Source organism: Pseudomonas sp. TH32, from assembly GCF_016650855.1.
Classification (GTDB): Bacteria; Pseudomonadota; Gammaproteobacteria; order Pseudomonadales; family Pseudomonadaceae; genus Aquipseudomonas.
Genome location: NZ_JAEKFA010000002.1, coordinates 1,059,906 through 1,072,023 on the forward strand (window position 1 = coordinate 1,059,906; position 12,118 = coordinate 1,072,023).

Genomic DNA, 12,118 nt, shown 5'->3' on the forward strand with positions numbered 1-12,118 from the left:
CTGACGTGAATGACACTTTCGATAGCACCCAGGACCCGGACCGCACCCTGCTGATCCCGACGCCGGGCGGGCGGCGGGTTGCGCCTGCGGTGGCGCCCGTGGCCGACGTGCAGAGCGCCGCCGTGGTGCTCAAGGGCCTGGGCCTCAACCCGCTGGTGAGGGCCGCCAACCTGTTGCTCGACCTGGTGGTGCCACTGCGCATGCTGACCGCCATGCCCGACATGGAAAGCCTGCGCCAGCGGCTGATCCAGGCGATGCAGGCGTTCGAGGCCCAGGCCCGGGCCAGCCAGGTGGACGTCGAAACCGTGGCGGCGGCGCGTTACGCGCTGTGCACCCTGGTGGACGAAACCATTTCCAGTACGCCGTGGGGCGCGGGAGTGTGGGGCAGCCGCAGCCTGTTGGTGACCTTTCACAATGAAGCCTGGGGCGGCGAAAAATTCTTCATGATTTTGCAGCGCCTCAGCCAGGACTCGCGCACTCACATCGACGTGCTGGAGCTGATGTATTTGTGCATGGCCCTGGGGCTGGAAGGGCGTTACCGAGTGTTGGACCGCGGCCTGGATCAGCTGGGCCTGTTGCGGGAACGCTTGCTGCAACTGATCAACCAGCAACGCGGCAACCGTGAGCAGGACTTGTCGCCACGCTGGCGCGGCGCCGAAGCGCCCCAGGCGTCGATGTTGCGCCAGGTGCCGGTGTGGGTGCTGGCGGCGGTGGCGTCGGTGCTGCTGCTGAGTGCGCAGTTGACCTACAACTGGCTGCTTAACCGCGCTTCCGATCCGGTGTTCGCGCAACTGGGGGCGATCCGTGTGGTGTCGCCGCTCAAAGTGGCGGCGCCCGCCACGCCTGCGCCGGTGCGCCTGTCGGGGTTCCTCGCGCCGGAAGTCGCCCAGGGCCTGGTCACGGTGAAAGACAGCGCCGACCGCTCGGTGATTACCCTGCGCGGCGACGGTGTATTCGCTTCCGGCAGTGCCGAAGTGGCGAGCAATTTCGACGGTTTGCTGGCCCGCATTGGTGATGCGCTGGCAACGGTGCCGGGGGATGTGGTGGTGGTCGGGCATACCGACAATGTGCGGCCTTCGGCGACTTCGCGGCTGGGTTCCAACTTTGATCTGTCCCAGGCCCGGGCCAAGACCGTTGCACGCTTGCTCGCGCAACGGGCGGGGCCGGCCGAGCGTTACCGCAGCGAAGGCCGGGGTGAAACCGAACCCCTGGTACCCAATGATTCAGCGGCCAATCGTGCACGCAACCGCCGTGTCGACATCACCGTGCTGATCCCTTCCCAGGCGCAATAGACCATGAACCTGTCCTCGTTTTGTTCGTTGTTATGGTCCCCGGTGGAGCGCTTCATCCTGTGGTTGCTCAAGCCTTGGTTGCTGTCGCTGATCGGCGTGGCGCTGTTGTCGCTGCTGGTGTGGTACGAAGGCCCGCTGCTGGCGTTCAACGGCAGTGAGCCGTTGGCCCCGGAAGCCCGGCGCTGGGGCTTGATCAGCGTGTTTGTGCTGGTGTGGGCGGGCTATTTTGCCTGGCGGTTGTGGCGTGCCTGGCGGGCGAATCGCGGGTTGATGGCGGGGGTTGCCGAAGCGCCGGCGGGGGTACGCGAGTCCCAGGCCGAAGTGAATGAACTGGGCGAGCGCATGCGTTCGGCCATGGCGGTGCTGCGCAAGGCCAACCCCGGCTGGAAGATGAGCGGGCAGTACCTGTATCAGTTGCCGTGGTACATGTTTGTCGGCGCGCCGGGCAGCGGCAAGACCACCGCGCTGACCCATTCCGGCCTGCAATTTCCCCTGCGCGAAGCCATGGGTTCCGGGGCCATCGGCGGGGTGGGCGGCACCCGGCATTGTGACTGGTGGTTTACCGATGAAGCGGTGTTGCTCGACACGGCGGGGCGCTACACCACCCAGGACAGCTACACCGAAGTGGACAAGGCGGCCTGGGGCGGTTTCCTCGACCTGCTGAAAAAACACCGTCGCCAGCGCCCGGTCAATGGGGTGATCGTGGCCCTCAGCGTCAGCGACCTGTTGCAGCAAACCGAAGCCCAGCGCCAGGCCCAGGCCTTGGCGATTCGGGCGCGGATCAATGAGCTGTATGAACGTCTGGGCCTGCGGTTTCCGGTGTACGTGATCATCACCAAGTGCGATTTGCTGGCGGGTTTTTCGGAGTTTTTCGAGACCTTTGGCCGGGAGGAGCGGGCGCAGGTGTGGGGTGTGACCTTCCCGCTGCAACAAGACCCGAAAGCCGACAGCAGCCTGGCGTCGTTCCCCGCCGAATTCGATGCCCTCGAACGCCAACTCCAGGGCCGGGTGCTGGAGCGGGTGCAACAGGAGCGGGACCTGTCGCGCCGGGCCTTGCTCTACAGCTTCCCGCAACAGTTCGCCAGCCTGGGCGAGGGGCTCACGCGGTTTCTCAACAGCGTCTTCGAGGCCAACCGTTATCAGGAACCGGCGCTGCTGCGGGGCGTGTACTTCACCAGCGGCACCCAGGAAGGCAGCCCGATTGACCGGGTACTCACCGCCCTGGCGGCGTCCTTTGGCCTGGGCCGCAAGGTGCTGGCGCCGAACGTCGCCAGTGGCCGCAGTTACTTCATCACCCGTTTGCTGCGGGAAGTGATCTTCAAGGAGGCCGGGCTGGCCGGCGTCAACCATCAGGAAGAGCGTCGCCGCCGCTTGCGGGCGCGGGGCGGGCGGATCGTCGCCGGGGCGGCGTTTGTCCTGCTGTTGCTGGGCATGACCATCAGCTACAACCGCAACCTGCAATTGATCGCCGACTCGGCCACCGCCGCGACCAACGTCGCGCAACTGGCCAAGGAACTGCCGGCCGACGGCGACGTGCTGGTGACCTTGCCCTTGCTCAATGCCGCCCGCGCGCTGCCCGGTGGCTACAGCGAGGGCGACACCAGCGTGCCGCTGCTCAGCCGCATGGGCCTGTATCAGGGCAACAAGCTGGGCGCGGGCGCGGTGACTTTGTACCGCCGCCTGTTGCGCAGCACCTTGCTGCCGCACATCGTGGCGAACATGGGAAACGCCCTGCGTCGGGGCGATGCCAGCAACCAGGAGTTCCTCTACGAAACCCTGCGCGCCTACCTGATGCTGGGTGAGCGGCAGTTCTTTGATGCCGCGTCTGTGCAGGCGTGGGTCGATGTCGATTGGCGTCGCGAGCTGCCCCAGGCCACCCCGGCGCAATTGCAGCAATTGTCCGGTCACGTCTCGGCGCTGCTGGAAGCCGACGATGAAGCTGAACCGGTGCCACTCGACAGCGCCCTGATTGCCAAGGTGCGCCTGGCCCTGGCGAGTATGCCGCTGTCCCAGCGCATCTATAACCGGGTCAAGCGCCAGGTGGATCAGGAGCATTTGCCCGAACTCAGCGTGAATGGCGCGGTGGGCCGGGATGTGTCGTCGCTGTTCACCCGGGGCAGTGGCGAGCCGTTGTCCCGTGGGGTCAGCGGCGTGTACCGCATCGCCGGCTACCGCGAGCTGACCGACAAGACCCCGCAAGCCGTGGCTGACATGGCCAAGGACAGCTGGGTGCTGGACCGCCAGGAGTCGGCGCAGATCGCCGGCGGCAGCGCTGCCATGCAAGCCGCGGTGCTGGAGCTGTACTACGCCGATTACATCCGCCAATGGGACACCTTCCTCGCTGACGTGCACCTGGTGCCGTTGACCAGCCTCGGCCAGGCGTCCCTGGTGACCAACGTGCTGGCGGCAAACGATTCACCACTGCGCGCGTTGCTGCTGGCGGTGGCGAAGGAAACCACCCTGGAAGGCGCATTGACCTCGGCCGCCAGCAAAGACACCGACCAGCGCGTGCGCGACAAAATCGCCGCCGCCACGCAAAAGCTCCAGGCGGCCCTCGGCAACGACGCCCCGGCCCCGGCGACGGATGCCGGCGCAAACCCGGTGGACCAGCACTTCGCCGCGCTCCATCGCCTGGTGGGCAACGGCACCCGCCCGCAACCGGTGGATGAGGCGCTGGCTGCGCTGAAAGACGCCGGCCAGTACTTCGACAGCGCCGATGCCGCCCGCCGCAGCGCCGCGCCGGCACCCACCGGTGAAGTGCTGGAGCGTTTGAAACGTGCCAGCGACACCCAGCCGGCACCGTTGTCGACGTTGCTGCGGGATGTGCAATCCGGCGGTGCCGCGCTGACCCTGGGCAACGAAAAGGCCCGGCTGAATGCCTTGTGGGAAGCCTCCGGGGCACCGTTCTGCCGGGCGGCGATTGCCGATCGTTATCCATTGGTGCGTAGCTCCAGCCGCGATGCCACCGCCGATGACTTCGGCAAATTCTTTGGCCCGGGCGGGCTGATGGATGATTTTTTCAGCAAGAACCTCGCGGCCTATGTCGACATGAGCGGCAGCCAATGGCGCTGGCGCTCCAGCGGTGTGACGCCGTTGAACATTTCCCAGGACGTGCTCAACCAGTTCCAGCGCGGGGCGCGCCTGCGGGACATGTTCTTCGTGGCCGGGGCACGCCAGCCGTCATTGCGCTTTGACCTGAAAGCCCTCAGCGCCGACCCGGCGTTGACCAAGGTCACCCTGGACATCGACGGCCAGCCGGTGGTGTACGACACGGGCAACGTGGCGGACTTCACCAGCATCAGCCTGCCGAGCGGCAAGGCCGGCGGTCTGGTGCGGCTTGAAGCGACCCCCGCGCTGGTCAGCCCGCTGCGAGCCGATGGCCCGTGGGGTTGGCTGCGGATGATGGACAAGGCGGCGGTGAGTGCCCAGGGTGAGTTGCTGCAATTGACGTTCACTGTGGAAGGGCATCGGGTGGTGTATCAACTGCGGGCCAGCAGTGTGATCAACCCGTTCCGGCGTGATGCGCTCGAGGCGTTTCACTGCCCGACGACGTTATAGGGATTGGGCATGGATCAGCAGTTGACGGGTTTTTTCGGCAAGGTTCCCAGCCATGGGGACTTTGTCAGCCGACGTTTGCCAGAGGCTTTTTTGCGACCTTGGGATACGTGGCTGCAGAACGGTTTGCAGCACAGTCGCGAGCGGCTGGGTGAGCGCTGGCTGGAGGTTTATTTGTGCAGTCCGGTCTGGCGCTTCGCCCTGGCGGCGGGAGTGTGTGGCAAGCAGGGTTGGGCCGGGGTCATGTTGCCCAGTGTGGATCGGGTAGGGCGCTATTTTCCGTTGACGGTGGCGGTGGCGAGCGAAGACGTACCGCTGTTCGCGCGGCTTGAGCAGGATGGCGAATGGTACGCGCAGGTCGAGCGGTTGGCGCTGTCGACCCTGGTTGAGGGGTTCACGATGACTGCGTTTGATTCGGCGCTCAGGGCATTGCCGCCGCCGTCACCCCTTATCCGGGGGGAAGAGGGTGCGGCGGCGGGGCATTCGTTGTTCTGGACTGAAGGCTCGCCGTTGTTGGCGCCCTCGACGGTGGACGTTGCGGGCTTGCCTGGCGCCTCGACATTCGTCGATATGCTGGCGGGGCGCAGCCAGGTGTGAGGCTACACCTGGGCCAGCGAGGCGACAGCGCTCTTGGGGAGTGTCGGGGTTTCGAGCGCAGGTGTGGCATTCGAAGCTATTGCAGGCTTCGCGTTGGCCGGGAACTCGGCACGGTCTGCGAATGTTTGCTGAACGGCAGGGACGAAAACCTCGGCGCTTTTTGGAACGGATTCCTCCGGGGTGGCCACCGCAGGTTTGTCTTTGGTTGCTGATTTGAGCAGCTTGTCGGCCCCAAAGGCCGCACCGCCGCTGATAGCGCCCAAGCCCACCGCTTTCAGAATCGGCATGGCCAGAGCTTTCAAAATATTCAATAGGGCGCCCATGGGTCTTTTCCTCTCATCTGGTTTTGTCTGGCGGCCTTGATAGCCGCTCGTCCTTCTGTGTCAAAAACAGCGCCACCGGTTCCAGGCCCTCTTGCGCCGATTCAATTTCCTTGCTAGCTTCTCGCAAAATGTTAACGATAACATTTGCTCTAAAAATAAAAACAAAACAGAGAATCTCGCCATGAAAATGCTTCCGAAAACCCTGTGTTTGTTGGCTTTAAGCATCAATCTCGGTACCGCCGGCCTGGCCTGGGCCGACACCAAACCCGCGCCCATCCGCATCGGTGCGTCCTTCCAGGAAATCAACAACCCTTACTTCGTCACCATGAAAGACGCCTTGCAGGAAGCCGGGGCGACCATCGGTGCGCAGTTGATCATCACCGACGCCCGCCACGACGTGTCCAAGCAGGTCAGCGACGTCGAGGACATGCTGCAAAAGGGCATCGACATCCTGCTGATCAACCCCACCGATTCCGTTGGCGTTCAGTCCGCCGTCAAGTCTGCCCACGCCGCCGGCGTGGTGGTGGTCGCGGTCGATGCCCAGGCCGAAGGCCCGCTGGACTCCTTCGTCGGTTCGAAAAACTTCGACGCCGGCTTCCAGGCCTGTGAATACCTGGCCAAGAACATCGGCGACAAAGGCAACATCGCCATCCTCGACGGCATCGCCGTGGTGCCGATCCTGGAACGCGTGCGCGGTTGCAAAGAGGCCGTGGCCAAGCACCCGGACATCAAGATCGTGAGCATCCAGAACGGCAAGCAGGAACGTGACCAGGCGCTGACCGTCACCGAAAACATGCTGCAGGCCCAGCCCACCCTCAAAGGTATTTTCAGCGTCAACGACAACGGCTCCCTCGGTGCGCTTTCGGCCATCGAAGCCAGCGGCCTGGACGTCAAGCTGGTGAGCGTCGACGGCGCGCCGGAAGCCATCAAGGCGATCCAGAAACCCGGCAGCAAGTTCATCGCCACCTCCGCGCAATACCCGCGTGACCAGATCCGCCTGGCACTGGGCATCGCCCTGGCCAAGAAGTGGGGCTCCCAAGTGCCCGCCACGATCCCGGTGGACATCACCCTGATCGACCAGGCCAAGGCCAAGGATTTCAGCTGGTAAACCGCCCAGGCCCCACGCCTGGCGTGGGGCACAGGTCATCCATCTGAATGCGAGGTCGGCGGTATGAGCAGTCTTCTGAAGCTGGAAAATATCTGTAAGCGTTACCCGGGGGTGCAAGCCCTCAAGGCGATCAACCTGGAAGTACAGCGCGGCGAGATTCATGCCTTGCTCGGGGAAAACGGCGCGGGCAAATCGACCCTGATGAAGATCCTTGGCGGGGTCGAGCATCAGGACGAAGGGCAGATCCTGATTGACGGCCAGGCCCGGCAGTTCGCGACCTATCGTGATGCGATTGCCGCCGGTATCGGCATTGTGTTCCAGGAGTTCAGCCTGATTCCCTACCTCACGGCGGTGGAAAATATCTTCCTCGGCCATGAGCTGAGCAACCGTTTTGGCCTGTTGCGCAAGCGCGTAATGGTCGAGACGAGCGAGGCGTTGTTCAAGCGCCTCGGCGTCAGCATTGACCTGCAATGCGCGGTCAAGCACCTGAGCGTGGCCGAGCAGCAGTTCGTCGAGATCGCCAAGGCCCTGGCCCTGGATGCGCGGCTGCTGGTGCTCGACGAACCCACCGCCACCCTTACGCCGAGTGAGGCCGAGCTGCTGTTCGAGATCATGCGCGAACTCAAGCGCCAGGGCGTGGCGGTGATTTTCATCTCCCACCACCTGGAGGAAATTTTCCAGGTGTGCGACCGCATCAGCGTGCTGCGCGACGGCGGCAACGTGGGCGTCACTGACGTAGCCGACAGCGATATCGACCGCCTGGTGGAAATGATGGTGGGGCGCCGCCTGGAATGCAGCTTTCCGCCCAAGCCCAACGCCGAGCGCGGGCCGCTGTTGCTGGAGGTCAAGGACATCCAGCTGGTGCGCAACGGCCCCCACAACCACTTTGAATTGCACAAGGGCGAGATTCTCGGCTTTGCCGGCCTGGTGGGTTCCGGGCGTACCGAATTGGCCTTGGGCATGATGGGCGCGCTGCCGTCGGTGAGCAAAGACGTGTGGCTGCGGGGTAAAAAAATCACCCTTGACGACCCGGCCCAGGCCTTGGCCCACGGCATCGGCCTGCTGCCGGAAAGCCGCAAGAGCGAAGGGCTGATCACCGATTTCAGCATTCGCGAAAACATCTCCCTCAACAACCTGCCCAAATACCAGAACGCCAGCGGCCTGATCGACAAGGACAAGGAGTGCGCCAGCGTCGAAGCCCTGATGCGCCAGCTGTCGATCAAGGCGCCCAGCGGCGAGAGCCGGGTGTTCAACCTCAGCGGCGGCAACCAGCAGAAAGTCGTGATTGCCCGCTGGATCAACCATCACTGTGACGTGCTGGTGTTCGACGAACCCACCCGTGGCATCGACGTCGGCGCCAAGGCGCAGATCTACGCACTGATGCGCAGCCTCACCGAACAAGGCTACGCAATCATCATGATTTCCTCGGAACTGCCGGAAGTCATCGGCATGTGCGACCGCGTCGCCGTGTTCCACAAGGGCGCGATCGTCAAGGTACTGGAAGCGTCTGCCGTCAATCCTCAAGAGGTCATGCGCCATGCAACAGGGGGCTCAAGTGAATACGTCCATTAATGCCGTGGGGCCGGGTCGGCTGCGCCTGAACCTGGCGCGGTTGATTCGCTCGCCGGCGTTTTATCCGTTTGTGGGGCTGCTGGTGGTGACGTTGGTGATGATCTTCGCCAGCGACAATTTCCTCACTGCCAACAACCTGTCGAACATTGCGCGCCAGGTGTCGATCAACGCGATTATCGCGGTGGGCATGACCTGCGTGATTCTCACCGGTGGCATCGATTTGTCGGTGGGGCCGGTGATGGCCTTGTCCGGCACCCTGACCGCCGGCCTGATGGTCGCGGGCTTGCCGCCGGGCCTGGCGATTGGCGCCGGGATGCTGATTGGCGTGGCCTTCGGCATCGGCAACGGGCTGTTCGTCGCCTACCTACACATGCCGCCGATCATCGTCACCCTCGCGACCATGGGCATCGCCCGCGGGTTCGGCCTGATGTACACCGACGGCTATCCGATTTCCGGCCTGCCGGAATGGTTTGGTTTCTTTGGCCGCGAAAGCCTGTTCGGCATTTCGGTGCCGATCCTGATCATGGTGGTGACGTACCTGGCGGCGTATGTGCTGCTGCAACACACCCGCATCGGCCGCTATATCTACGCGATTGGCGGCAACGAGGAAGCGGTGCGCCTGTCCGGTGTGCGGGCGGCACGCTTCAAGTTGCTGGTGTACGGCATCAGCGGTTTCACCGCCGCGATTGCCGGGCTGGTGCTGACCTCGCGCTTGATGAGTGGCCAGCCGAATGCCGGCGTGTCGTTCGAACTCGACGCGATTGCCGCCGTGGTCCTGGGTGGCGCCTCGATTGCCGGCGGGCGCGGGGTGATTGTCGGCACCTTGCTCGGCGCCATGCTGCTGGGGGTGTTGAACAACGGCTTGAACATGCTCGGGGTCTCGCCCTACGTCCAGAGCGTGATCAAGGGCGGGATCATTTTGCTGGCGATCTTTATCAGCCGTCAGCGCCACAAGTAAACCGGTTATCTCCACGCGGCCATGGCGGCCGCGATGGGTTCTCTCATGCTCAAGAAAGGTCCGCACATCATGGAAAAGCACAACGAAATGCAAGCCGTCGTCTGCCACGGCCCTAAAGACTACCGCCTGGAACGCATCAGCAAACCCCAGGCGCGGGTCAATGAACTGGTGATCCGCATCGCCGCCTGCGGCATCTGCGCCAGCGACTGCAAATGCCACTCGGGCGCCGCGATGTTCTGGGGCGGCGACAACCCGTGGGTCAAGGCACCGGTGGTGCCGGGGCACGAGTTTTTCGGCTACGTGGTGGAAGCCGGCGAGGGCGCCGAAGAGCACTTTGACGTGAAGGTCGGCGACAAGGTGATCGCCGAGCAGATCGTGCCGTGCGGCAAGTGCCGCTTCTGCAAATCCGGCAAGTACTGGATGTGCGAGGTGCACAACATCTTCGGCTTCCAGCGTGAAGTGGCCGAAGGCGGCATGGCCCAGTACATGCGCATCCCCAAGACGGCCATCGTGCACAAGATTCCGGAGTCGGTGTCTCTCGAAGATTCGGCACTGATCGAGCCGATGTCCTGCGCGATTCACACCGTCAACCGGGGTGAGATCCAGCTGGATGACGTGCTGGTGATCGCCGGTGCAGGCACTCTGGGCCTGTGCATGGTGCAGGTGGCGGCGCTGAAAACCCCGAAGAAACTGGTGGTGATCGACATGGTCGATGAGCGCCTGGAACTGGCGAAGAAGTTCGGTGCCGATGTGGTGATCAACCCGTCCCGGGACAACGCCCGGGAGATCATCAACGGCCTGACCGACAACTACGGTTGCGACGTGTACATCGAAACCACCGGCGTGCCGGCGGGCGTCACCCAGGGCCTGGAATTGATCCGCAAGCTCGGGCGGTTTGTCGAGTTCAGCGTGTTTGGCGCCGAGACCAGCGCCGACTGGTCGATCATCGGTGACCGCAAGGAACTCGACGTACGCGGCGCGCACCTCGGGCCGTATTGCTACCCGGTGGCCATCGACCTGTTCGAACGCGGCCTGCTGACGTCCAAGGGCATCGTGACCCATGACTTCGGGCTGGATAGCTGGGCCGAGGCCTTTGAGTTGGCCAACTCGACCAAGTCGATCAAGGTGCTGCTGAAGCCGGTGGTCTGAGATGAACTACGTGATGGGTGTGGACATCGGCACGCAAAGCACCAAGGCGCTGCTGGTGGACGGTGACGGTACGATCATCGCCCAGCACAGCCAGGGGTATCGCGTGGACACCCCTAAAGTGCGCTGGGCCGAGCAGTGGCCGCAGGTGTGGCTGGACGCGGTGGAGGCGTGTGTTGCCCAGTGCATGGTCAAGGCCGGCGTGGCGAAAGAGCAGGTCAAGGCGCTGTGCATCAGTAGCCTGTACGGCGGTTCGGGGATTGCCGTGGACGCGCAGATGACCCCGCTGCACCCGTGCCTGATCTGGATGGACCGGCGCGCGGGCGAACAGGTGGAGTGGGTGCGCGAGCACGTGGACCTGGAGCGGCTGTTCGCGGTCACCGGCAACTCGGTGGACAGCTACTACGGCTTCACCAAGATGCTCTGGCTCAAGCAGCACCAGCCGCAGGTGTGGGCCAATACCCGCTACCTGCTGCCGCCCAACAGCTACATCAACGCGTGCCTGACCGGTGAGGTGGCGGTGGATCACAGCAGTGCCGGCAATATCGGCGGCGTCTACGATGTGGCCCGGCGAGGCTGGTCGGCCGAGATGCTGGCGGCGCTGGATATCCCGCTGGCGATGATGCCGGAGCGCTTGCTGTATTCCGGTGAAGTGGTCGGCGGTTTGCTGGAGGCGTGGGCACCGCGCCTGGGCTTGCAGGCCGGTACGCCGATCCTCGCGGGGGGCGTGGATGCGGCCATGGCGACCCTGGCCGCCGGGGTGACCCGGCCGGGCAATCATGTGGCGATGATCGGCACCAGCATGTGCTGGGGTTATCTAAACCAGCAGGTGGACGCGCGGCATGGCCTGGTGAGCATGCCCCATGTCTATAACGGCCATCAGGACCTGTACATCTTCGGCGGCGCGATCACGGCCGGGGCGTCGGTGAGCTGGTTCCGCGAACAGTTCTGCCAGGCCGAAGAGCAACAGGCGAAGGACACGGGCCAGGACAGTTTGTGGCTGCTGGAGCAGAGCGCCGCGAAGATCCCGGCGGGCAGTGAAGGGCTGCTGTTCCTGCCCTATCTCATGGGCGAACGCAGCCCGGTGTGGGATGACCGGGCCAGCGGCAGCTTTGTCGGGCTGAACCTGTATCACAGCCGTATCCACCTGTACCGCGCGGTGCTCGAAGGGGTGAGTTTTGCCCTGCGGCACAACATCGAAGCGGGCACCCGTGGCGCGCACTCCCTTGACCCGCGATTGATTGTGGTGGGCGGGGCCAGCCATTCGGATTTGTGGATGCAGATTATCGCGGACATCACCCATTACCCGGTCTACACCATCGTGCAAGAGGTGGAAGCGGCGTTGGGCGCGGCGTTGTTGGCGGCCCATGCGGTGGGGTTGGTGGATGACCGGGAGATGCAGAAGGGCTGGGTACAGCTGGAGCTGCGGGCAGAGCCGGAGGCGGGGAATGTCGGGGTGTATGACCGGGCGTTTGCCGAGTATTTGAAAGTGTACCCGGCGTTGAAACCGGTGATGCACAGCCTGCAATTGAATTAAGCGAACACTGATCCAAATGTGGGAGCGGGC

At 63.9% G+C, this 12,118-nt stretch carries 9 protein-coding genes; 8 read left to right on the forward strand and 1 reads right to left on the reverse strand.

Going from position 1 to position 12,118, the window contains the following annotated elements; all coding sequences use genetic code 11:
• Window positions 1-5: 5 nt before the first annotated feature.
• From icmH to tagF, 3 genes are read left to right on the forward strand one after another with little or no spacing between them, the layout of a single operon-like run.
• On the forward strand, window positions 6-1,292 hold the full coding sequence (icmH, locus tag JFV30_RS08610) for a type IVB secretion system protein IcmH/DotU (RefSeq protein WP_201123062.1): 1,287 nt from the start codon (window positions 6-8) through the stop codon (window positions 1,290-1,292).
• A gap of 3 nt (window positions 1,293-1,295) precedes the next feature.
• A complete protein-coding gene (gene tssM / locus JFV30_RS08615; RefSeq protein WP_201123064.1) occupies window positions 1,296-4,850 on the forward strand; it encodes a type VI secretion system membrane subunit TssM in 3,555 nt (1,184 codons plus the stop codon).
• Between the two features lie 9 nt (window positions 4,851-4,859).
• Window positions 4,860-5,444, forward strand: a complete 585-nt coding sequence (gene tagF, locus JFV30_RS08620) for a type VI secretion system-associated protein TagF (protein WP_201123066.1) — start codon at window positions 4,860-4,862, stop codon at window positions 5,442-5,444.
• Window positions 5,445-5,446: 2 nt separating this feature from the next.
• Here tagF and JFV30_RS08625 read toward each other — a convergent pair whose 3' ends face one another.
• Complete coding sequence (locus tag JFV30_RS08625; protein WP_201123068.1) at window positions 5,447-5,767, reverse strand: hypothetical protein; 321 nt, start codon at window positions 5,765-5,767, stop codon at window positions 5,447-5,449.
• A 181-nt stretch (window positions 5,768-5,948) separates the two neighbouring features.
• On the opposite strand from JFV30_RS08625, the gene JFV30_RS08630 reads away from it, so the two are divergent.
• The 5 genes from JFV30_RS08630 to JFV30_RS08650 all read left to right on the forward strand — a co-directional run bounded on the left by JFV30_RS08630 (window position 5,949) and on the right by JFV30_RS08650 (window position 12,088).
• Entirely contained in the window at window positions 5,949-6,875 is a 927-nt protein-coding gene (locus JFV30_RS08630) for a substrate-binding domain-containing protein (RefSeq protein WP_201123069.1), read from the forward strand.
• Between the two features lie 63 nt (window positions 6,876-6,938).
• Window positions 6,939-8,447, forward strand: a complete 1,509-nt coding sequence (locus JFV30_RS08635) for a sugar ABC transporter ATP-binding protein (RefSeq protein ID WP_201123071.1) — start codon at window positions 6,939-6,941, stop codon at window positions 8,445-8,447.
• Entirely contained in the window at window positions 8,413-9,405 is a 993-nt protein-coding gene (locus JFV30_RS08640) for an ABC transporter permease (protein ID WP_201123074.1), read from the forward strand. Before JFV30_RS08635 ends, JFV30_RS08640 begins: the two co-directional genes overlap by 35 nt.
• Window positions 9,406-9,474: 69 nt before the next feature.
• Window positions 9,475-10,554: an alcohol dehydrogenase catalytic domain-containing protein gene (locus JFV30_RS08645; RefSeq protein ID WP_177045839.1), complete on the forward strand. Its 1,080-nt coding sequence runs from the start codon at window positions 9,475-9,477 to the stop codon at window positions 10,552-10,554.
• A 1-nt stretch (window position 10,555) separates the two neighbouring features.
• Complete coding sequence (locus JFV30_RS08650) at window positions 10,556-12,088, forward strand: FGGY-family carbohydrate kinase (RefSeq protein ID WP_201123075.1); 1,533 nt, start codon at window positions 10,556-10,558, stop codon at window positions 12,086-12,088.
• Window positions 12,089-12,118: the final 30 nt, after the last annotated feature.